Source organism: Gardnerella sp. DNF00257 (assembly GCF_049262745.1).
GTDB classification, from domain to species: domain Bacteria; phylum Actinomycetota; class Actinomycetes; order Actinomycetales; family Bifidobacteriaceae; genus Bifidobacterium; species Bifidobacterium piotii.
Genome location: NZ_CP058403.1, coordinates 618,781 through 640,620, shown reverse-complemented (window position 1 = coordinate 640,620; position 21,840 = coordinate 618,781). Strand labels below are relative to the sequence as shown.

Sequence of the window (21,840 nt, the reverse complement as noted above, 5' to 3'; positions counted from 1 at the left end):
ATGCTTAATAACTAAACAGACTCAATCAAAGAGTTAACTTAATTTAATTTAGTAGCCCATTTCTGCGCCGCCAGCTGGAGCTGCAGCTGGCTTTTCTGGCTTGTTAGCAACAACAGCTTCGGTTGTTAAGAACAAACCAGCAATAGAAGCGGCATTCTGTAGAGCAGAACGAGTCACCTTAACTGGGTCGGTAACGCCAGCAGCCATCAAATCTTCGTAAGCGTTAGTTGCAGCGTTAAAGCCTTGGCCTTCTGGAAGCTCGCGAACCTTGTTAAGAACAACATCTCCAGAAACACCGCTATTTTGAGCAATCTGCTTGATTGGAGCTTCTACAGCGCGGAACACGATTGCAGCACCAGTAGCTTCTTCGCCCTTAAGATTTGCGATTTCTTGAGACTTCTCAACCTTTGCAGCAGCTTGAACAAGAGCAACGCCACCACCTGGGAGCAAGCCCTCTTCAATTGCAGCTTTAGCATTACGCACTGCGTCTTCAATGCGATGCTTGCGCTCCTTGGCTTCTACTTCTGTAGCAGCACCAACCTTAATAACAGCAACGCCACCAGCAAGCTTTGCAAGACGCTCCTGAAGCTTTTCGCGATCGTAATCGGAATCAGTGTTCTCAATCTCTGCGCGAATTTGAGCAACACGAGCCTCAACGTCTTCCTTAGAACCAGCACCAGAAACGATAGTTGTTTCATCCTTAGAAACAATCACCTTAGATGCGTGACCAAACACAGATGCATCGATAGAATCAAGCTTTAAGCCAAGATCATCAGAAACAACTTGAGCACCAGTCAAAATTGCCATATCTTGAAGCATTGCCTTACGACGATCACCAAAGCCTGGAGCCTTAACAGCTACAGTGTTGAAAGTGCCACGAATCTTGTTAAGAACAAGAGTTGGCAAAGCTTCGCCATCAACGTCTTCTGCAATAATAAGCAATGGCTTACCAGACTTCATAACAAGTTCTGCAACATGAACAATGTCTTGCTGGCTAGAAACCTTGCCAGAAGTGAGCAAGATGTATGGGTCTTCCAAAACAGCAGTCTGATCTTCTGCGTTAGTTACAAAGTAAGGAGAAATGTAACCCTTATCGAAGCGCATACCTTCTGTAAAGTCCAAATCAAGACCAAACTTGTTGTTGTCTTCAACAGTAACAACGCCATCTTGGCCAACCTTATCTAGAGCCTCAGCAATCTTTTCGCCAACTTCTGGGTCGGCAGCAGAAATCGTAGCAGTAGCGGCGATTTGATCCTTCGTTTCAACGTCTTTAGCAGATGCGAGCAATTCCTTAACAATTGCTTCGGAAGCTTTTTCAATGCCGCGGCGAAGAGCAATTGGATTGCTTCCTGCAACAACATTCTTTAAGCCTTCGTGCACCAAAGACTGAGCCAAAACGGTAGCGGTTGTAGTGCCGTCGCCTGCAACGTCATCAGTCTTCTTAGCAACTTCCTTAACTAACTCAGCACCAATGCGCTCGTATGGATCTTCAAGATCAATCTCTTTAGCGATTGAAACGCCATCATTGGTGATTGTTGGAGCGCCGTAAGACTTATCTAGAACTACGTTACGACCCTTTGGTCCAAGAGTGACCTTTACTGTATTTGCAAGCTTATCAAGACCAGCAAGCATACCCTGGCGGGCATCCTCTTCATAGGCAATAATCTTTGCCATTATTCCTCCACATAACTTAACTATGGACACTCACTCATGCTTCTTTTAGCTAATCAACCGTCAGCTGTTGACTAAACCGTTAAACTGAGTGCTAAATGAAGATTAGCACTCTACGTGCCCGAGTGCCAACTATAATCAAAAATCTATAGAAAAAATCTATAGTCTAAAATCAAAAATAGCCAAGTAAAAAGCCATTTATTGCGACTTTCTACTTAGCTACTTAAGCAATTATTTATTAGTTAAAATTATTACGAAATAAGAAAATCGTAATTCTACTTGCACAAAACAACAACAATAGTAGTTGCTATTTGATTTGCAGATTCAACATTGCTAATTCCAAGCGTCTTAGCAATATCTTCAGCAGCAGATCGATTCTCGTCTCCCTTATACCAAACAACGGAATCAGCAGGAACATTTCCAGAAGGATTTGCAGCTTCTACACTTGAATAGCCTGCTTGCTTAAGCTTTGCTGCTTCTTGAGCCGCATGACCCTGAATCTTTGTTGCGTTAACAACTCTTACTGGAACAGTCTTGTTAATAGGTTGCTCAGAAGCATTTGAGTCGCTTGCATTATTGTCTTTAGAATCCTTAGAGCTATTACTGTTTTTATCTGTTTTGTTTGGCTTATCGCTTTTTACTGGATCTCTATCTTCGTCTGAATCGTCATCAGCATCATCCGACTTGCTCTTGCGCTCATCAATCTTACCGCTCTTAGTGTTAGAAGACTTAGCAGTTGTTGACTGATTTGCACTCCAAGGCAAACGAATATTGTTGATTTCTCCAGACATAATAGCCCACGCAAAAACGCCTAAAATAACAGCCATAGCTATGACTACTACATACGGGAGCAATACAGCATACCAAGCGCGATTTCCGCGATGAACACCAACAGGACCTTCTGGTGGATTATCAAAAGCATCTGGTGTAAACGACACGTTCTGCTTATGCGCCATAATTGCATCCCTTCTAAAACTATCTAAACAATATGAATCCATATTAGCGAATGGCGAGCACAAAGCGTAAAATTTTTGTTTACGCTAATATCTGTTTTAGCATTTGCAACACTTGTTTGCACACTTGTTTTATAAGCCTTGTTTTAGAGTTGATAAACATGAATATTAAGCAGCGAAAATCTTTGCACGAGCTAATAGATCCAGATTGGGCAAATGCTCTTGAGCCAGTTGAGCCGCAAATTCACAAAATGGGAGACTTCTTGCGCGAAGAAATGGCGTGCGGAAGGCGATTTTTGCCAGAAAGTCATAATATTCTTAGAGCTTTTACTATTCCATTTAATCAAATAAAAGTTCTTATTGTTGGCCAAGACCCATACCCTACTCCAGGCCACCCCGTTGGTCTTAGTTTTTGTGTAGATGCTCGTGTTAAACCGTTGCCTAAAAGTCTGACTAATATTTACAAAGAATTAGTTAGTGACTTAAACGTTCCAATGCCTAAAAATGGCGATTTAACACCTTGGACTAAGCAAGGCGTAATGCTTTTGAACAGATGTCTTAGCGTAGAAGCTGGAAAAGCTAATAGTCATCAAGGAAAAGGCTGGGAACAAATCACAGATGCTGCAATAACAGCATTAAATAATCGTAAAGATGCCAATGGCAAACCACTTCCACTTGTGGCTATTCTTTGGGGTAGAAACGCGCAAAGCCTAGCACCACTTCTTACAAATGCAATAATTATTCAATCCCCTCATCCAAGCCCACTTTCTGCGTCAAGAGGATTTTTTGGGTCAAAGCCATTTTCTAGAGCAAATCAAGCATTAATATCTCTAGGCACAACACCAATTGACTGGAGTTTATAGAAAAAACAAGTAAAGACTTGCCAAAAATAGAAACTAAAAGAATCTAAGGTAGCGCATATCGGTTAAAATAAAACGCATGGCATTATTCCCTCCACAACCAAATAGTCAAAATAATAGCGCGAATACTGGTGTTTTCACTCTTCCACCTCAACCTCGCACGCCCGTTTCCAATGGCGTTGCTTCTAGCACAATAGACGAAGTAAATCAGCCAATATCTGTAGGCGTGTCTAACGAAAGCATTAAAAAAGCACAGCAAATAGCTGCCATTCTTCGCTCCAGATTCACGCAAACGCTTGTAGGCCAAGATTCACTTAGAGAATCACTTATTTTGACGCTTATTGCTGGGGGCCACATTCTTATTGAATCAGTTCCAGGACTTGCAAAAACAACTGCTGCGCAGACTCTTGCAACAGCTATGTCTGGAAGTTTTAAGCGAATTCAATGCACTCCTGATTTAATGCCAGCAGACTTAGTTGGAACACAAGTTTTTGACTTTGCTTCTCAAAGATTTACAACACAAATCGGCCCTATTCATGCAAACGTGATTCTTCTAGACGAAATCAATCGTTCTAACGCAAAAACACAATCCGCTATGCTAGAAGCAATGGCCGAAGGCGCAACAACAATCGGCGGAGAACGCATTAATCTACCTCAACCTTTTATGGTTATTGCTACGCAAAATCCTATTGAAGAAGAAGGCACTTTTAATCTTCCAGAAGCTCAAATGGATCGTTTTATGCTTAAGGCAGTTATGACTTATCCTTCACCTATCGAAGAAGTAAGCATGTTGGAGCTTCTAACAAACAGAGGAAGCGACGTTTTTAATCCTCAAACGCTTAATAGTCAAAAAATAAGTTTGCAAGACGTTACTTTTTTGCGCGCAGCTGCTAAGCGAGTGCATGTTTCGGAAGCTGTTATGAAGTATGCTGTAGATATTGTTGCAACTTCTAGAGGCCAAGGAAGTCATCCTCTTAAAACTATTTCTTCGCTAGTTAGAATGGGAGCAAGCCCTAGAGCTTCTATTGCTTTGATTCGCATTGGTCAAGCTCAAGCTTTGCTTTCTGGAAGAGATTACGTTATTCCAGAAGATGTTAAAAAGTTTGCTCACGAAGTTCTTAGACACAGAATTCTTTTGACTTTTGAAGCTTTAGCGGATTCAATTACTAGCGATCAAGTTATTGATGCAATAGTGAAAACGGTTCCTGCACCATGATTTTTGCAAAACTGCTTAACGCTTATTCTCATCCAACTTTTTCTACTAATAATGCTAAAAGAAGTTTACTATGCTCCGATTCGTCTAAAAAAGTTAGAAGAAAAATCGAAGTATTAGACAATCGCCTAAATTTGCCACTTGCAAAAAAATCTTTAAGCATTTTCGAAGGAGAACATCCTTCTAGTCAAAAATTTGGCAATGGCGACTTAGTAGACGTTCACGCGTGGCAGCCTGGAGACGAAGCCAGAATGATTAATTGGAAAGCCAGCGCAAGAGTTGGCGAGCCGATGGTTTCTTCCAGGCAGCGCGAATCTTCTTCTAAAACTTGGATTCTTGTGGATTCTAGCGTAAATATGAATGCTTCTTGCGCATCTAAAAGCAATGAGCACTTGTATGAGATTGCTTCTAACACAGCATGCTTTTTTGCGTCTTTAAGCTTAAAACGCAACGATTCGCTTGATTGCGCTTTATTTGATGGAGATAATATTTTAAGAATCCCATCTTGCAGGAATCTTCCTGATTTTGAACGTAGCTTAGATATTTCACTATGCAACGCACGCAAAAAGACTAGAAACACAAATGCAATTATTGATTTTGCTAATTCGATTACACAAAAACATAGTTTGATCGTAATAATTACGGACGAATACGCTATTTTGCAAAAACATTTTAACGATTTGCAAAAAATCGCAAGTTTACATTCTTTAATAGTTGTAACAATAAATCCTGTAAACCCATTTAGCACGTCTAAAAATATTCCAATAGTTGATGGAACAACTATGCGCAAAATACCAGCGTTTTTAATAGATGATTCATGCGCTAAAGAGGTAAAAGCACATAGAGCATTTGTAAACAACGCTTTGCATGATTGCTTAAACACTTATAAGGCTTGCCTTATACGAGGATCTTCCAGCAGCCAAATATTCCATTCTTTAGCTAAATTTATTTGCAACGCAACTTTGCAAAATAGCGTTTTTAATGTTAAGAAGAATCAAGATTTACTCTTAGAGTAGTTTGGGTTGGTGTAATCAGTGAGTATTCTTAATGTTCAAAAGGTTCTAAACGACGAAACAATGCTACTTGCTTTTATTGGCTTAAGCATAATAGTGGCACTTTTAGCAAGCGCAACGCTCTACTTTGCTATATGCAAAATCAATCCTAAAGTTAATACTAAAAAAGATATAAAGAATGCTGCGCATACTCTAAATGCAAATAAGCAAGAATGGCGTAAAAAAATCGAGCAAGTTGTTAGCGACTATAATCAAAAAAAGATTAAAAAAGATCAAGCTTTTGCAAAATTAGCTCAAATTGCAAGACAATATGTTTCGATAATAAGCGGTGAAAACATTAAATCACATACTCTTTCAGACATAAGTTCGCTTAGAAACTCTTGGAAGAACACGCATGGAGCAGACTTATTGCGCCAAACTATTGCAGCACTATACCCTACTGAATTTGCAGATACTAAATATAATAATCAAGCTAAAAATACGGATGTTGATCAAGGCGCAAGGTGGGTTCTTGTTCTTCTTGAAAGTTGGAAAACAAAAGAAAACAAGCCAAAGGAGAATAAAAGATGACATTCTCCACTTTAAGCACATGCACTTTTGCAATGCATAATTTGGCAATACCTAATTTAGAAATGAGCAAAATATTTGCTTCAACACTATTTTCAATGCGATTAAAATGGCCGCTAATCTTTGTTTTTGGCGTTTTAATAAGCGTAATCGTTGCAATATTGGCGTTTGCAATAAGTGAGATTAAAAAACGTAATTCTAAAAACTACAAAATTAAATCTTCCAAAATATTAGAAACAAGCTTTTTAACGTCTTTTTCTTTAGACGAAGACCTTAAAGGAAGCATATGCTCAAGAAGATGGCGATTATGGAATATTTTGCGAAGAACATGCGCCTTAATGCTTTCTCTTGCTCTTTTATGCACGCTAATTCTTAGCGCAAGGCCTTCTAGAGTTTTAGACGCAAACGAGCAATCGAGTTCTAGAGATATTGTGCTTTGCTTAGACGTTTCTGGATCCACTCTTCCCTACGATTTAGAAGTTATTAACGCTTACTTAAAATTTGTTGAGCATTTTCAAGGCGAGCGCATTGGCTTGAGTATTTTTAACTCAACATCTAGAACTGTTTTTCCACTAACAGACGATTATTCGCTTGTTAAAAAGCAATTGCAATACGCTTCTAAACTCTTGGATGGAGTTCAAACTCAAGACAAAATCGACAATATGCAACAAAAGCAATATCAGCAAATTTCTACATGGCTTGATGGAACTCAAAATCGAAAAGAAGCAACATCTTTAATCGGAGATGGTCTTGTTAGTTGTGCTGCAATGATTCCAGGAGTTGTGTACGGCTCTTCTAACAATTCTAAAAAGCCTCATAATCGCCTTAATCGCAGTGCTTCTATTGTTTTAGCAACAGACAATGTTGTTTCTGGAAAGCCGTCTTATTCGCTTAAAGCAGCTTTGGATTTAACAAAACAAGCGAATATTCAAGTTGATGGATTGTATTCTGGGTCTGCTCAAAGCGAAAACGAGGCAACCACTAGGCAAATGCGTGATCTAATTACTCAAAACGGAGGTATTTTCTTAACGCAACATAACGCTGATTCTGTAATGGCTTTGGTTCGTAAAATCGAGCAGCAACATACGAGTATTCCAAATGATTCATCTCAATCAGCTTTAAGCGATGACCCTAGTATTGCAACAATTTTAGCGGTTATTTTTGTGTCTCTTTGGCTTATTTTTGCAAGAAGGATAAAACGATGAGAATATATTTTAGTTGGATTTCGTTAATCTTAATTGCAATTCTTGCCGTTTTAGCACTATTTGAGATTTTCCCACTAAAACGCAACTCTTATAACACAGATGAAACTGTTTATATGCGTATTCGCAGAGTTTTAATATGCGTTTTGCTTGCGATTTGCGCATTATGCCCATGCATTATGAAAAGCACTTTTCAACGCTCTCTTAACGCTACAAACGTAATATTTGTTTTAGACGTTACTGGCTCTATGAACGTTAATGATTCTAAAGACTTAAACAACAATCGCACTACTAGGTTTAACAGCGCAAAGCAAATAATAAAGCAAGTAACGAATAATTACGCAAACGCAAGCTTTAGCGCAATAAGATTTGGAGCGTCTTCTAGTGTTGACGTTCCACTAACTCCAGACGCAAATGCCATTGAAAATTGGGTTAACACCATTAACACAGAGCCTGTTGGAGTTTCAAACGGAACGAGCTTAGACGCTCCTCTAGATAAGACTCTTCTTGCCACTCAAGCGATTCACAACGCTCATCCGCAAGATGTTACTGTTTTGTATTTAATTAGCGATGGCGAAGAAACCACTAGCAGAAAGCGCAGAACATTCTCATCTTTGCGCGGCTACATAAATCATGCTTACGTAATTGGTGTTGGCTCTAAAAATGGCGGAAAAATACCAAATAAAAGCACTAAGTTGGATAATTTAGACGATATTAACGTAACTGATTCTTCTATAAAACAGTCTGAAAAATGGGTTATTGACCCTTCTACAAAAAAGCCTGGAATTTCTAAAATGGATTCAAAAAATCTTAAGAATATTGCAGACGAGCTTAGTGGAAAATATGTTGATTCCAGTAAAGATCATTCTATTGGCGTAGAAGCAAAGCAGATTCTTTCTAAGCAATGGAGACAAAACAACACTGTTAAGCCAAGACTTAGGCCGTATCCAATCGTTTGGCCGTTTGCTATTCTTGCAAGTGTATTAATTCTTTGGGAATTGGCATGCTGGATTACAAAATCGAGGAAGCTTATATGATTATCAAAATCACACCTAAGTCATTCCTAAGATTTTCTATTATTGCAATATCTTCTATTGTTATATTTTTATGCATGGTTTCAATCTATTTAATTGCAACTAATCTTAAAGCAGAATCAACGTATAACGCTGCTACAAAAAGTCTTATAAACAACATAAATGCATCGAAAAAAGTTGATGCAGATAAAGAAACGTTGGTTGTATCTCAAAAACAGGTTGATGACCAATTTAACGAAGCAAAATCGCCTTACACGATTTTAATGCCGCACTTATTAAAGAGCATTAATCATAACGCAATAATATCTAAAGAGCTTACTAAAAGCTTGCAAAAGCAACTTAACCAAGATAAAAAAGATACGGATTCTAATGCGCAAACAAGCCAAAATAATCGCAAAAATATGACTAATAAAGCGCAAGAAAAATCCAACAAATCCAGCTTAAGCGATTCGCAAAAAAGTAAAATTCAAGACTTGCTAAAGCAAAATAATCAAAGCGATTCTAGCCAAAATTCGCAAAATCAATCAAATCAAAATAGCGATGATTCCACTAAAGACGAATCAAATAAGAATGAAAAAACTAAGTCTTCTAAAAAAGAAGACTCAAGCAATAAGCCTTGGTAGATCGCGCTAAAATTTGCGATAAAATTCGTTAAAAAAAAACGACTTAAAACACAAAAACCTTATATTTCAAGGCTTATAGCCTTTAACCACATTGCAAGAATTTTCGTGACTATTTGAAAAACATTGTGTGTAATGTTTGTATGCACATATTTAACGACTACCAGTGGCTGTTAGAAAGAACAGAACAATGCTCTAACAGCGTGCTTAGCGAAGCACACTCCAACACTCTTAAAGACTGGCACGGAAGAGCCGCAAACGCGTTTAACGAACAGATGGCTAAAACTGCTAGAGAAGCATGCCAAATCAGCTGTGTTAATACTAGTTTTGTTGACGGTGATTTTATTAACGCTAATTCTACTTTTAGATCGATGCTAAACTTTGGGGGTAAATAATGCCTTGGAGAGTAAAATCTACAATAACTGGCGGAGAACCTCTTAGCGTTGCTGATTCTAACGCATATAGAACAAAAGCTGCAAGACTTAGCGAACTATCAAACGATTTTCATTCGCTAAGTGCTTGTTGGATGCAAACTGCAATGCAAATCGAAAGCCAAAAAGCAGCTCTTGTACAAAACCAAAACAACTGTTTTAGCGAAAACATTAATCAACATGCTTTGCAAAACTTGCCTGATTCTAACGAATGCAGAATAAAGTCAAGCCAATGCGAATCAATGTCTAACAATCTTAGTGAATTAGCAACTCTAATAGTCAGAGCAAATAACTTATATTCTCAAGCAGAATACAAAAATAGAGAAACCTTGGATAACCTTGTGTCTATTGGAACTACCATCTTCCCTATTGCTGCAGTACCATTCTTTGCAAGCGTAGGATTCAGCGCGATTTTAGACATGACTCAAAAAAGTGGCATGAAAAACTTTTCTAAGTGGAGCCACGCAACAGCTCCTATTCAGCAAGGATTTATTAGAGGCTTTTCTAAACATTTTCTAATAAACCCCGTAACAGGAATCCCTATTCGTCTTTTTTCTAGCATTCAAGAAAAGAACGATGTAAAACATTCAAAAGCGCCAGTTTCCACTTTTGCAAGCGCATTAAGCATGTTTAGCTCAAAAATCAACGATGCAAACCAAGGAAACAATCTTAAAGTAACAAAACTAGTTTTGCCTAAAAACGCACAATCTAAAATATTTCTCTATAAGGGAAACAATATTGATCAAGCGCTTGAAAATCTTAACAGCCTTTCTAGTGGAAATCTTTCGGTGCATCCTCCAAAAACAAATCCAGATGCTGCAACAATCGCAATTCAACGTTTTAGACAAAAAGACGGTAGCACGTCTTGGCTTGTTACAATACCTGGAACCGACGGTAAACCAAAGTCTCCTTTTGGATGGCCTCAAAATGCAGAGGTTATGAGCAGTTCTAGAAGCGTAAGAATGAACGCAGACAGCACAAGAATGGTTGTAGAAGCTATGAAAAAGAGCGGAATTAAAGCGAACGACAATGTTGTTCTTGTTGGACATTCTCAAGGAGGAATAGTTGCTGCAGGAATTGCTAGCGACTATTCAAAACAATACAACATAAAACATGTTGTAACTGCTGGGTCTCCAATAGCAAACCACGCAATTCCAAGCAAAACTTGGGTTACGAGCATAGAAATGGAAGACGAACTAGTTCCAACACTAGACGGAGCAAGTAATCCGAGCAGAAATAATTGGGTTACGATTCACGCAATTGCAAGTAAAAGCGCTAATCGAATTAAAAGAAAAGAAGAAGATGATAAAAATGTCTCTAAACAAAATCGTAATAAGATTGGCAACACAAATCGCAACACAAAAAATATTTTTGAAAAAGACGGAATATTAGTAAAAAATGTACCAGAAGAAGGAACACTCACACACGATTTGAACTATCATCAAGCAGCATATGCGGATGCTCACCAACTTGCGTCTAAAGAAATTAGAACTCAAGAATCACATTTTAATAAGATATTAAGCGGAAAATTAGAAGAAACAACATTGTGGCAAGGTGTTATGCAACACTAATGCAAAGTAAAATAGCAACGCTCAAAACTTAGTAGTTTTTGCCATGCTGTAACCTTTAGAGTATGAAGCTTACTGATATTTGCCCTGCTATTGCTTTGACTCCTCTAGATGGAAGATACCACAACCAAACTGCAAGCCTTGTAGAATATTTAAGCGAACCAGCATTAAACCGCGAGCGCATGCGTGTAGAAGTTGAATGGATGATTCTTCTAGCAAACGGTTATAAGGGAAACGATTTTAAGACGATTGTAGATGGCGTAAAGCCTTTAACAGACGAGGAATGCGATTATTTGCGCGCAATCCCAGAAAACTTTGGAGCAGAAGGCATAAAACGCCATGCATCTCACGAAGCTGTTACACATCACGACGTTAAAGCTGTTGAATACTATATTGACGACGAGTTAGACAAAGCAGAGCAAGTATTAGGGCATAAAACCCAGCTTAGCAATCTTAAAACATTAGTTCATTTTGCTTGCACAAGCGAAGATATAAACAATCTTTCTATAGCTCGTTGCGTAAAAAACGCTGTTGAAAACGTGTATAGGCCAAATTTGCAAGCTATTGTTGATTACTTGACTCAAAAAGCGCAAGAGTATAGAGATATGCCAATGCTATCGCTCACTCACGGCCAGCCTGCAACTCCTACAACTTTAGGCAAAGAACTTGCTGTGTTTGTTTATAGGCTAAATCGCCAGCTAAAACACCTTAACTCCCAAGAGTATCTTGGAAAGATAAATGGTGCTACTGGAACTTTTGGCGCTCATCTTGCTGCTTTCCCTAATGTTGATTGGCTTAACGTTTCTAAAGAATTTGTAGAAAACAGAATGGGTCTTTGCTTTAATCCTCTTACAACGCAAATCGAAAGCCACGATTGGCAAGCGGAACTTTATAGCACTGTAAGTCACATTAATCATATTCTTCACAATCTTGCTGTAGACGTGTGGATGTACATTTCTCGCGGCGTTTTTGTGCAAGTTCCTGTTAAAGGCGCTACTGGATCCTCCACAATGCCTCATAAAGTGAACCCTATTCGATTTGAAAACGCGGAAGCAAATCTAGAGATTTCTTGCGCACTTTTCGACACTCTTTGTGCAACGCTTACCGAAAGCCGCTGGCAGCGCGATTTAACAGATTCCACTACTCAAAGAAACGTTGGATCCGCATTTGGCTACGCTCTTCTTGCTTTGAACAATCTTCTTGGCGGCTTAAAGTCGATTCATCCAAACACGCAAATGATGAGCGAAGAGCTTAACAACAATTGGGAAGTTCTTGGAGAGCCAATCCAAACTGCTATGCGCGCTCAAGAAATTGCTGGCGTAGAAGGAATGGAAAAGCCGTACGAGCAAGTTAAAGAGCTTATGCGTGGTCATAGTATTTCTAGACAAGATGTTGAAGATTTTATATCTTCTAGAAACTTCGATGCTCAGACTGCAAATAGGCTAAAAAATCTTACTCCAGAATCTTATACTGGAATTGCATCACGTTTGGTGGATTTTATTCAATAACTATTTTGTTCAATAACTTATTAAACATTAATAACTATTAATAAATAAACGGTGTACTATGCAATCGCAAGTAAAAGATGATTTAGTTATTAACGACGTTGAGCCTAAGCTAGTTCGCAATTGGGCAGATTTAATCTACGCAATTGCATCTGCTGGCGTAGCTACAGCAGTAGTGTTATTTGCAACGTGTTTTTCGGGAACAACAGCAGGCGTAGAACACGACGCAAAAAATGCTGGGAAGATTATTGAGTGGATTGTAAAAGGACTTCCATCTTCTCTTTTTCAGCAAGCGCTTACAATCGCAATTGTTGCTGGCGTAATCGTATCAATGATCGATTCAAAAAAATGGATTAATACGGCAATATCAACAATAACTTTGCTTTTAACGTATCCGCTTGTATGGTATATTTCCTACATTCTTACAACGCTAAACAATCCTTCGATATTCGCATCTCTTAATTCAATATCTAATAGTCATGGCACAGAATTATTGCCAGACATGTACGCGGTTTTGGTTGCTTTTCTAACTGTTAGCGGACCTAGAAGAGATAACAAAATCGTAAAACTCTCTTGGCAAGCGCTGCTAATTGCGTCTCCAATATTAATCGTAACTTCTTGGCATTCGCTAACAGGCGCATTAACATCTTGGTGCATTGGACGTTCTTTTGGAACACTAATTCGGTTTATTAAGGGAACGCAAAGCAAAGGAGCATGGGGCAAAGATATTGTTGAAGCACTAGAAAACATTGGCATTACGCATCTTGTTCAGCTTAATAGAAGAACACTAACAACCGACCATAGTGGAGTTCTTAAGTCTAGTCTTGACGACGATTTGATTGAAAATTCAAGGCTATACGATGCGATTGATATTCACGGAACAAGATACGTTATATCTGTATTAGACAATCAAGTGCACTTGCCTGGGTATCTAAATCAGCTATGGCAATGGGTTAAGTTAATTGACATTCCAGTTAGACGAGACCGTTCTGCAAGACACTCAATACATCACCATCTTTCTATGCTACTTGCTCTTAGAAACTTGCATCTTGCAACAGCAAACGTGTATGGGGTAACAGACCTAGAAAAATCATCAATAATGGTATTTCATACTAGCAATGTTCTTGTTCCTTGCAATCTAAACACACTTACATCTAAAGACGCTCAAAGACTTATGCAATATCTTGATATTGCAAACTCTAGAGGCATTACACACAGAAGAATAGGACCCGAATCGCTTGCGCGACTAGAAGATGGAACTCCCCTAATTGCAGGTTGGCAAAATGGCGATGTTGCTAGTGATTCAACTAATGTTGCTTTAGATAAAGTTCAACTTTTAACAATAATCGCGTCTTGCATTGATGCAAAAACTGCTGTTGAATCAGCAATAAGCGTTTGGGGCACAAATAAGGTTGCGCAAATACTTCCATTTATTCAAAAAGCAGCTGTTCCAGCATCTGTAAGGTCACTTTCTTCTTGCAATAAAAAACTTTTTGAAGATCTTAAAAATGAGATTAGTAAAAAAGTTTGCGCGCTTAACAACGAAGAAGACTACGACACTGTTAGATTAGCACGTTTTAATATTCGATTCTTTGTTAGCTTAATCCTTATTATTGCAGCGATTTCGGCTATTGTTACTCAATTGCATCCGCAAGAATTTATTTTTGCGCTCAAAAAAGCAGATAGCGTGATGGTCTTTGCTTGCTTTGCATGCAGCATGCTTGCTTGGGTTGGGTCTTCTATTACGCTCGGATCTTTTATGGATGACTCAAAGCCAAATGCTTGTGTTTTATTTACATCGCAAGCAGCTTCTGGCTTTACTGCCGTGTCTATGCCAGCTGGAGTAGGTCCTGCGTTTGTAAACATGCAACTTATAAAGAAAAATGGTAGTTCAACATCTCAAGCAACAGCGATTACAAGCGCAGTATGGCTTTTGCAATCGCTAGTAACCGCTCTTGTTATATTTAGCGTTGGAATTTTTACTGGTAAAAACCTTCTATCTGGAATGATTCCTACGCATATGCTTATTACCGTAATAGGAATTGTTACTATAATCCTATGCGCGTTTATGGCTATTACTCCTATTCGCAAATTTATACGCAAAAAATATCTTCCAATTCTTTCGGACTATGGCAAACAGATAAAAGAACTTGTAACTAAACCAAAACAGCTTTTTAACGGCACTTTGGGCGGTTTGATTCTTGTTTTTGCAACAGGACTAGGATATTGGATTGCTCTTTTGGCATTTGGATACTACGCAAACCCTTGGGAAACAGTTCTTCTGTTCTTAGTGGCAAACACTGCTGGATCTGCTGTTCCAACGCCTGGCGGATTGGGAGCCGTTGAAGCATCTTTGACTTTTGCATTCACTTCAGTTGGCGTTCATCCAACAATCGCATTATCTGCAACTCTTCTTTACCGCCTTATGTTCTATTGGTTACGAATACCAATAGGCGCTTTTGCAATGAAAAGTCTTAGCAATAAGGGATTAATTTAATAACAAATTAGTGTAAATTTAACGAGTCAAAAAAAGAATATATTTAGTTAAAAACCGCATAAATAAGCCTATATAAGGCATTTTTGCGGTTTTTATACACTTTATTCACTAAAAAAAGTAAAAAATCGTAAAAAAATCTTAATAAAACGCTGAAAAACCGCGCATTTGTAGGGAAAATGTACTAATATCTATGAGTGAAAGTGGTCTTTGGAAGAGAAGGCCCCTAACACAAAGGATGCTTGTATGGCATACAACAAGTCTGATCTCGTTTCGAAGATCGCTCAGAAGTCCAACCTTACCAAGGCACAGGCCGAGGCCGCTGTCAACGCATTCCAGGATGTGTTCGTTGAGGCTTTGCAGTCTGGCGAAGGATTGAAGCTCACTGGTCTGTTCTCTGCAGAGCGCGTAAAGCGCGCAGAGCGCACTGGCCGCAACCCACGTACTGGCGAAACCATTAAGATTCCTGCATCTTACGGTGTTAGAATCTCCGCTGGTTCTTTGCTTAAGAAGGCTGTTACTGAGTAAGTTGAACCTTTAAGCGTAGACTTACAAGAACGAGGAACATTCCCAAAGTTGGATTTGTTCCTCGTTCTTTTGTTTTATGCGCTGTGTTTTATGCGCTCTAACTCAGTGCTCTAGTTTCTCACTATTGCAATCTTTGCAAAGCCCAAACACTTCCAAAGTGTGGTCTATAACCGTGTATCCGTGAGATTCAGCAATCTTATGAATCCAACCTTCGTCATCTGGAGGCTCTATGTCTACAGTTTTGCCACACTTTTCGCACACAAGATGATGATGATGCGTGTTCTCGTCGCAAATCCTAAAAAGCTGCTGACCGTTAAAACGCACAGTATCAACATCTCCGCTTTGTGCAAGCGTATTAAGCTGGCGATAAACGGTGGCCAAACCAATGATTTCCCCATCTTCTACAAGCGCGCGATGCAAATTTTGAGCAGAAACAAAATTACGCGAAGCTTTTAAATGCTCAAGAACTGTTTCTTTTTGCTTAGTGTTTCTGCGTATTGGCTCACCAACCATTATTTAACCTTTCGCAACAAAAACTTTTAATCAAGCTCGTCATCCCAACAACCTGTAGAGTCTAACACATTGGCTTCCTCAACAGGATTATTGCAAAGAACAGTAATATGACCCATTTTGCGATTCTTACGGACCTGTGCCTTGCCGTAGTCGTGAACATGCCATTCTGGATGCTCCACAATAAGCGCGCGAGTAGGTGCAACATGCTGACCTAAAACATTAACCATAACAGCCGCAGAAAGCAGCTTAGGCTCTTTTAGTGGCCATCCAACAATACCGCGAACATGAGCTTCAAACTGATCCATATCGCAAGCTTCAATCGTGTAATGCCCCGAATTATGCGGGCGTGGCGCAAGCTCATTTACTACTACGCGATTATCTTTAGTAATAAACAGCTCAATTCCAAGCGTTCCAGCAAGCTTAAATCCTTGAGCCAATCTAAGCGCTAAACTATGCGCAGCTTCTTGAACCTTAGCATCAACATTTGCAGGAGCCAAAGTCATGTGCAAAATGCTATTGTGATGCACGTTTTTTACAAGCGGATAAGTCACAAATTCGTTGCCATTCCCCGAAACAAGAATTGATGCTTCAAAAGCAAAGTCAACAAAACCTTCGAGAATAGAAGGCGGCATCTCTTGGCCATTTTCTACGCGATTACAAACATTATCAACGTCTTCTTGAGTGCGCAAAACGTCTTGACCGTGGCCGTCGTAACCACCTCTGCGCGTTTTAAGAATTGCAGGCAGCCCGATTTCTTCGATTGCTTTATCTAAATCGTCTAAATTGTTGACTTCACGCCATTTAGCTGTTTCAATACCATGATTGTTAATAAAGCTTTTTTCAAAAACACGGTCTTGCGTAACTCGCAATAAGTCGGTTCCTTGAGGAACAGCAACCAAATCTCGCACACTATCTAAAGCATCTGCGTTTACGTTTTCAAATTCGTACGTAAGCACATCGCAACTTTTAGCAAGCTTTTTTAAAGCCTCCAAATCATCATACTCAGCTTCAACTTGAAAATCCGCAACTTGGAACACTGGGCAATTATGCGCTGGGTCTAAAACGCCGATTTTAAAGCCCATTCTTCTAGCAGCAATCGCCATCATGCGACCAAGCTGACCACCGCCTATAATTCCAATAGTTGCCCCTGGCATTAAGCACTTTACAGCACCATCAGTAGCTTCACATAAGCTCGGCATTAGATTCCTCAACCTTCTTTTTTAATTCTTTACGGTAATCTTCAAGTTCTTTTTCTAGGCGACTATCTGTTGTGCTAAGCATGCTTACAGCAAGCAAGCCAGCATTCGTAGCGCCAGAATTGCCAACAGCGGTTGTTGCAACTGGAATTCCGCCAGGCATTTGCACTATAGAAAGCAAAGAATCCCAGCCCGAAAGAGCATGGGATTTTACAGGAACACCAACAACTGGAAGCGTTGTTTGAGCAGCAATCATGCCTGGTAAGTGTGCAGCTCCACCAGCGCCAGCAATAATCACACGAAAACCGTTTTTTCTAGCGCTATGTGCAAAATCTGCCATAAGTTCTGGAGTGCGATGTGCAGAAATAACTTGCTTTATATACGGCACTCTAAATTTTTCTAAGATTTCACATGCGTGACGCATTGTTTCCCAATCGCTAGAAGAGCCCATAACAACTGCCACAACAGGTTTTGAATCTAAAATATCTGCCACAACAACCTCCCGTATATGCGTAAATACGCAGCTTATGCGCAAAGTTTATACGCAAGTTTTACTTTACGCATAAGCACGGAAAAATGGCTAATAATTGGTGTTTTATTAGCTTCTTTATAGCTTCTTTATTGCTTCTTTATTAGCTGCTTATTTTTAAGAACATATTTTACGTCTGCAGCATCCGCAACATCGCTAGAATGCGTTACAACAATCACGCATTTTCCGCGCTTATGAGCGGCATCTTTTAAGATTGCTATAACTTCTTGAGTTGTGTTTGGATCCAAGCTACCTGTTGGCTCGTCGGCAAGAATAACAGGCGCAGAAGATACAAGCGCTCGCGCAATAGCTACGCGCTGCTGCTGGCCTCCTGAAAGCTTTGTTATATTTCTAGTGGACTCGTCTTCGCTAAGACCCAGCTCTTTAAGAATTGTAGAATCCGCCTTTGAGCTAACAAGACGCAAGTTTTCTACAGGAGTCAAATAGTCGATTAGATTAAAACTCTGGAAAACTAAAGAAACATTGTTCTTACGATGATTAGCATAACCACCATTCTTTGAAATATCTTGCCCGTTAAACAATACTGTTCCGCTTGTTGGCGAGTCTAAACCAGCTAAAAGAGATAACATGGTAGATTTTCCAGCTCCAGATGGCCCTGTTATGCTATAGATTTTTCCAGCTTCAAAATCTGCATTAACATTTTTAAGAACCGCAATATTAGTTGCTCCATAAGAGTAATCAACGTTGTTTAGTTTTAATAAAGTTGTCATAATAAACTCCAATATTCTATTAATCTGTGTTTCTATTAATCTATATTTTTATGAATCTGTGTTATAAATTTATCTATTATTTTTATGATTATTTTGGCCTGTACACATGTTCCGCACACTAATCGCAAGCGCTATATGCATACAAAATACGCCACTTTAATCTCCTCTAACTAATTGAGCTGAGTATAGAACGCGGCTTTTTAAACATTATTGGCGCAAGAGCAATGCATAGAGATACAAACGCTATAGCAAATCCTAGAAGAATAGCAAACGCTGTTTGGCTAGTTAGCAAAGGCTGATTTGATGAGTACGTAATTGCACCATTTGCAACATTTACTAATAGCATTGATCCAACACTAGACGATATTGCAGCACTAATCGCAGTAGACAGCACTGAGCAAAATGCGGATATTATAAAAACTTCTATAATCATTTGCAAAGCTATAACACGTTTTTCTACACCAATTGCCATTAAAACGCCAACTTCGTGAATCCTTCCTCGTACCCAAAAAACAAGCACTAATCCAAGAATTATTACTGCAACAATCGCAAGGCAAAATAGAATCATAAACACTAATTGCCTAACTGTTTTTACGGATTGAAGAACAGAGGCAAATCTTTGCGCATTATTTTCTACAGAAAGCATTCCGCTGCCATAGTTTTTAGCGATTTTATTGGCTTCTTTTAAAGCATTTTCTAGATTATTTGGATTTTGCATAACGCACTTTATAGAACTGCGATTTTTACTTCCAAACAAGTAAAGAGCAGATTCTAAATCAGTTATTACGCGATTTTCGGAAGAATCGGAAGGAAGCGCACCTTTTGTTTGCATCTTGCCAGAAAAAATGCCAACAACCTTAAGATTAATGCTTTTGCTGCCTTGTTTTAGAGTTAAAACAGACCCGAGTTTAAGATTATTTTGTTTAGCAAAGCTCTTGTGAATTATTGCAGATTTTGCGCGCTTAGAGTCGCCAGGTGCCGAAGAATCAATATGGCTGCCTTCATCAAGCTTATATAATCCTTCTTGGAATCCCTGCGCTAACTGTGATTTAGTTGTTCCCGTTATGGAAACAAGCGAAAACATTTCATCATTGTCTAAACGCGGACCATTTATTGGCGCTACAATTTTAGCGTTAACAGGATTTGCTAAAACATCTTTTTCTTCTGCAATGGTTTTTACTCCATTAATTCTTTTAAATTTTGCAATAAGACTTTCGGGAATTCCTTCGTTTTTTTGCAAATCTTGAGGAATATCTTGCTGCGATTGTTTAGCGGAGTCACCAGTAGAATCACCAGCAGAATCAGACTCTGGCAAAGTCTGCCCTTGCGTTTTTGCGTAAACACTAAATCCTAAACCAATGTTGGATGTTATTTGATTCTCTAGATTTTTTACGCAAGAAATAACACTCGCTTGGCAAATAAGCGCGCTAAGAACCACCGTAATAATCAAAGCTAAAATAGCGCTACGCCTTGGTTTTCTAACTATAGCTAGCCAAGATCTTTTTATAATTTGAGTCATTTTACCACCTACTTTTGCACGTCAACTACTTTTGCATGCCAACTACTTTTGCATGCCAACTACTTTTGCATGCCAAGCAAATCTCTAGGAGACTTTCGCAAAATAGGAAGATAAGACAGCGCAACCGCAACAATAATAATCATTAGAACCATTAATGACGATTGAATTAAGCAATCTGAGCTAACTTGAACAGCAATCTTATCTAGTGTTCTAGTGGCCATGCTTGATTCCAAGTTTCCTCCAGCTTGACCCATTGAGCTAAGCTGCTGCGCGGCGGAATTTTTTACCGATCCTAATGCGCAGTCGCTAAACCATGGAGATATTGCGCTAGCAAAACCATAGCCTATTGCAATGGCTGGAATCGCAAGTAGCACAAGCTCAAAAAGCTGCTGCAACACAAGTGAAACTTTTCCAACGCCAATGGAAGTTAAAACTCCAATTTCTTTTCTACGCTCATTAATCCAAAGAATAAGAACCAATCCAAGAGCTACAACAGCAAACGCGCTTACTGCAACAACAGTTATGTTCATCATGGATTTTACGCCTTTTGCTGCGCCAATCATTCCTTGTACAAACTGGTCATCTCGAGTAATTTGATAGTTTTGCAAATCAATCGGCAGCTTAGACGCTTCTTCAATCACAGAATCTGCGTCCACTCCTTTTTTAACCTTAAAACTTGCGTCCTGGTATATCTCTTTTCCAGGCTTATATTTGTAAAGCTCTCTGGTTGTTTTTAAATCTGTATACACAGTATTTGCAGTTAATTCTGCACGCGTTGCAACTGGGCGATTGTTAGCTCCGCCGTAAATTCCAACTATGCGTGTTTTTACTTGCTCCGTAGAATGGTTAAGGTTATCGGCGTCGAAAGGATTGGCTTTAAGCGTTAGCGAATCGCCTAATTTTAGCCCGTTAAGTTTTGCTAAATCTTCGTGAATTAAGGATGCATGCTCATCTGATTCGCGCAAAGCCCTTCCTTTAACCATGTGAATTGATTTTGTTTTGAAAGCATTTAGACCCTTAGAAGAGTTTGTTCCTTCTAGGTTTACAGCATTGCCAAATTGCTTTTCTCTGCGCGCATCGTAGTCTTGAACACCTTTGATTCTCGCTGCTTTTGCATCAACCAAATCGGCTGTAACATTTTGACGTAAAACATACGAATCAACGTTTTTTAGTGACGCGATTTTTTTAACATCACTTGGTTTAACGGTTCCCGCTCCCCTAGGAGTTCCAGGATTTACTTGCGGATTATTTGCTAAAACAAAACTAGATTCCGCTTGTTCTTCTACCTTTTTTCCTTCTTTTTCTGCAGCAATTGCAACTGCAGAAGATGCTAGCAAAAGCGTTGAAATCAAAGCTAGTATTACAAACACGATTGCTGTTTTTACTCTTTTTCTCAAAACGTAGCGTATTGCGCGAGAAATAAATGTCATTGACTACCATCCTCATCGAACACTTGTAGTTAAATCGTAGTTATTCAATCATTAATATCAGTACTAAGTACAAGCCGCACGAATAATACAAAATCGTATAAGCCACACAAAATCGTATAAACCATACAGCAAGTACAATCACGTAGCCTATATTATTTACCCTTATAAAACACTGTGAATAATCTGTTTATTATCTTCAAAAATCTTAGAAAATTTTATGAAAATTACTGATTTTCAATGAAAAATATATGACATGTTGTTAT

Annotated in this window: 20 protein-coding genes; 12 read left to right on the top strand and 8 right to left on the bottom strand. The window is 39.0% G+C overall.

Features of this window, described 5'->3' with window-relative positions; translation table 11 throughout:
• Window positions 1–48: 48 nt before the first annotated feature.
• Both groL and HXT23_RS02325 read right to left on the bottom strand, forming a co-directional pair.
• Window positions 49–1,674, bottom strand: coding sequence for a chaperonin GroEL (gene groL, locus HXT23_RS02330; RefSeq protein ID WP_016635795.1), 1,626 nt, complete (start codon window positions 1,672–1,674; stop codon window positions 49–51).
• Between the two features lie 272 nt (window positions 1,675–1,946).
• Complete coding sequence (locus HXT23_RS02325) at window positions 1,947–2,630, bottom strand: LytR C-terminal domain-containing protein (RefSeq protein WP_422113075.1); 684 nt, start codon at window positions 2,628–2,630, stop codon at window positions 1,947–1,949.
• A gap of 155 nt (window positions 2,631–2,785) precedes the next feature.
• On the opposite strand from HXT23_RS02325, the gene HXT23_RS02320 reads away from it, so the two are divergent.
• The 12 genes from HXT23_RS02320 to HXT23_RS02265 all read left to right on the top strand — a co-directional run bounded on the left by HXT23_RS02320 (window position 2,786) and on the right by HXT23_RS02265 (window position 15,659).
• Complete coding sequence (locus HXT23_RS02320; protein ID WP_016635797.1) at window positions 2,786–3,487, top strand: uracil-DNA glycosylase; 702 nt, start codon at window positions 2,786–2,788, stop codon at window positions 3,485–3,487.
• Between the two features lie 76 nt (window positions 3,488–3,563).
• On the top strand, window positions 3,564–4,700 hold the full coding sequence (locus tag HXT23_RS02315) for an AAA family ATPase (RefSeq protein WP_016801466.1): 1,137 nt from the start codon (window positions 3,564–3,566) through the stop codon (window positions 4,698–4,700).
• Complete coding sequence (locus HXT23_RS02310) at window positions 4,697–5,713, top strand: DUF58 domain-containing protein (RefSeq protein WP_016840217.1); 1,017 nt, start codon at window positions 4,697–4,699, stop codon at window positions 5,711–5,713. The genes HXT23_RS02315 and HXT23_RS02310 overlap by 4 nt, the downstream gene beginning before the upstream one ends.
• Before the next feature lie 18 nt (window positions 5,714–5,731).
• Window positions 5,732–6,280 (top strand): hypothetical protein, encoded by a 549-nt coding sequence (locus tag HXT23_RS02305; protein ID WP_016635800.1) that lies wholly within the window; start codon window positions 5,732–5,734, stop codon window positions 6,278–6,280.
• A 32-nt stretch (window positions 6,281–6,312) separates the two neighbouring features.
• Window positions 6,313–7,482 carry a vWA domain-containing protein gene (locus tag HXT23_RS02300; protein ID WP_230470815.1) on the top strand — a complete coding sequence of 390 codons (1,170 nt, stop codon included), beginning with the start codon at window positions 6,313–6,315 and terminating at the stop codon, window positions 7,480–7,482.
• Window positions 7,479–8,516 carry a vWA domain-containing protein gene (locus HXT23_RS02295; protein WP_422113034.1) on the top strand — a complete coding sequence of 346 codons (1,038 nt, stop codon included), beginning with the start codon at window positions 7,479–7,481 and terminating at the stop codon, window positions 8,514–8,516. The genes HXT23_RS02300 and HXT23_RS02295 overlap by 4 nt, the downstream gene beginning before the upstream one ends.
• Window positions 8,513–9,136 carry a DUF6466 family protein gene (locus HXT23_RS02290; protein WP_422113033.1) on the top strand — a complete coding sequence of 208 codons (624 nt, stop codon included), beginning with the start codon at window positions 8,513–8,515 and terminating at the stop codon, window positions 9,134–9,136. Before HXT23_RS02295 ends, HXT23_RS02290 begins: the two co-directional genes overlap by 4 nt.
• A gap of 140 nt (window positions 9,137–9,276) precedes the next feature.
• On the top strand, window positions 9,277–9,528 hold the full coding sequence (locus HXT23_RS02285) for a hypothetical protein (protein WP_116285874.1): 252 nt from the start codon (window positions 9,277–9,279) through the stop codon (window positions 9,526–9,528).
• Entirely contained in the window at window positions 9,528–11,135 is a 1,608-nt protein-coding gene (locus tag HXT23_RS02280; protein WP_422113032.1) for an esterase/lipase family protein, read from the top strand. Before HXT23_RS02285 ends, HXT23_RS02280 begins: the two co-directional genes overlap by 1 nt.
• Before the next feature lie 62 nt (window positions 11,136–11,197).
• The gene (gene purB / locus HXT23_RS02275; protein WP_016635806.1) at window positions 11,198–12,640 is read left to right on the top strand and encodes an adenylosuccinate lyase; all 1,443 of its coding nucleotides are present in this window, start codon (window positions 11,198–11,200) and stop codon (window positions 12,638–12,640) included.
• 58 nt (window positions 12,641–12,698) lie between these two features.
• A complete protein-coding gene (locus tag HXT23_RS02270) occupies window positions 12,699–15,134 on the top strand; it encodes a lysylphosphatidylglycerol synthase transmembrane domain-containing protein (RefSeq protein WP_020973627.1) in 2,436 nt (811 codons plus the stop codon).
• Window positions 15,135–15,377: 243 nt separating this feature from the next.
• Complete coding sequence (locus tag HXT23_RS02265) at window positions 15,378–15,659, top strand: HU family DNA-binding protein (RefSeq protein WP_004112617.1); 282 nt, start codon at window positions 15,378–15,380, stop codon at window positions 15,657–15,659.
• Between the two features lie 102 nt (window positions 15,660–15,761).
• Here the strand turns inward: HXT23_RS02265 and HXT23_RS02260 are convergent, their stop codons facing one another.
• From HXT23_RS02260 to HXT23_RS02235, 6 genes are all read right to left on the bottom strand, one after another.
• Entirely contained in the window at window positions 15,762–16,172 is a 411-nt protein-coding gene (locus HXT23_RS02260; RefSeq protein ID WP_016840232.1) for a Fur family transcriptional regulator, read from the bottom strand.
• Between the two features lie 26 nt (window positions 16,173–16,198).
• Window positions 16,199–17,371 (bottom strand): 5-(carboxyamino)imidazole ribonucleotide synthase, encoded by a 1,173-nt coding sequence (purK, locus tag HXT23_RS02255; protein WP_422113031.1) that lies wholly within the window; start codon window positions 17,369–17,371, stop codon window positions 16,199–16,201.
• Window positions 17,355–17,819, bottom strand: a complete 465-nt coding sequence (gene purE / locus HXT23_RS02250) for a 5-(carboxyamino)imidazole ribonucleotide mutase (protein WP_410294377.1) — start codon at window positions 17,817–17,819, stop codon at window positions 17,355–17,357. Before purE ends, purK begins: the two co-directional genes overlap by 17 nt.
• 167 nt (window positions 17,820–17,986) lie before the next feature.
• The gene (locus tag HXT23_RS02245) at window positions 17,987–18,628 is read right to left on the bottom strand and encodes an ABC transporter ATP-binding protein (protein ID WP_248899193.1); all 642 of its coding nucleotides are present in this window, start codon (window positions 18,626–18,628) and stop codon (window positions 17,987–17,989) included.
• A gap of 166 nt (window positions 18,629–18,794) precedes the next feature.
• On the bottom strand, window positions 18,795–20,147 hold the full coding sequence (locus HXT23_RS02240; protein ID WP_422113030.1) for an ABC transporter permease: 1,353 nt from the start codon (window positions 20,145–20,147) through the stop codon (window positions 18,795–18,797).
• A gap of 59 nt (window positions 20,148–20,206) precedes the next feature.
• Complete coding sequence (locus HXT23_RS02235; RefSeq protein WP_422113029.1) at window positions 20,207–21,577, bottom strand: ABC transporter permease; 1,371 nt, start codon at window positions 21,575–21,577, stop codon at window positions 20,207–20,209.
• Window positions 21,578–21,840: the final 263 nt, after the last annotated feature.

Bases quoted from the DNA above. Each gene is read 5' to 3' on its own strand.
- groL (WP_016635795.1), bottom strand. From the start codon at position 1,674: ATGGCAAAGATTATTGCCTATGAAGAGGATGCCCGCCAGGGTATGCTT.
- HXT23_RS02320 (WP_016635797.1), top strand. From the start codon at position 2,786: ATGAATATTAAGCAGCGAAAATCTTTGCACGAGCTAATAGATCCAGAT.
- HXT23_RS02315 (WP_016801466.1), top strand. From the start codon at position 3,564: ATGGCATTATTCCCTCCACAACCAAATAGTCAAAATAATAGCGCGAAT.
- HXT23_RS02310 (WP_016840217.1), top strand. From the start codon at position 4,697: ATGATTTTTGCAAAACTGCTTAACGCTTATTCTCATCCAACTTTTTCT.
- HXT23_RS02300 (WP_230470815.1), top strand. From the start codon at position 6,313: ATGCATAATTTGGCAATACCTAATTTAGAAATGAGCAAAATATTTGCT.
- HXT23_RS02295 (WP_422113034.1), top strand. From the start codon at position 7,479: ATGAGAATATATTTTAGTTGGATTTCGTTAATCTTAATTGCAATTCTT.
- HXT23_RS02290 (WP_422113033.1), top strand. From the start codon at position 8,513: ATGATTATCAAAATCACACCTAAGTCATTCCTAAGATTTTCTATTATT.
- HXT23_RS02285 (WP_116285874.1), top strand. From the start codon at position 9,277: ATGCACATATTTAACGACTACCAGTGGCTGTTAGAAAGAACAGAACAA.
- HXT23_RS02280 (WP_422113032.1), top strand. From the start codon at position 9,528: ATGCCTTGGAGAGTAAAATCTACAATAACTGGCGGAGAACCTCTTAGC.
- purB (WP_016635806.1), top strand. From the start codon at position 11,198: ATGAAGCTTACTGATATTTGCCCTGCTATTGCTTTGACTCCTCTAGAT.
- HXT23_RS02270 (WP_020973627.1), top strand. From the start codon at position 12,699: ATGCAATCGCAAGTAAAAGATGATTTAGTTATTAACGACGTTGAGCCT.
- HXT23_RS02265 (WP_004112617.1), top strand. From the start codon at position 15,378: ATGGCATACAACAAGTCTGATCTCGTTTCGAAGATCGCTCAGAAGTCC.
- HXT23_RS02260 (WP_016840232.1), bottom strand. From the start codon at position 16,172: ATGGTTGGTGAGCCAATACGCAGAAACACTAAGCAAAAAGAAACAGTT.
- purK (WP_422113031.1), bottom strand. From the start codon at position 17,371: ATGCCGAGCTTATGTGAAGCTACTGATGGTGCTGTAAAGTGCTTAATG.
- purE (WP_410294377.1), bottom strand. From the start codon at position 17,819: ATGGGCTCTTCTAGCGATTGGGAAACAATGCGTCACGCATGTGAAATC.
- HXT23_RS02245 (WP_248899193.1), bottom strand. From the start codon at position 18,628: ATGACAACTTTATTAAAACTAAACAACGTTGATTACTCTTATGGAGCA.
- HXT23_RS02240 (WP_422113030.1), bottom strand. From the start codon at position 20,147: ATGACTCAAATTATAAAAAGATCTTGGCTAGCTATAGTTAGAAAACCA.
- HXT23_RS02235 (WP_422113029.1), bottom strand. From the start codon at position 21,577: ATGACATTTATTTCTCGCGCAATACGCTACGTTTTGAGAAAAAGAGTA.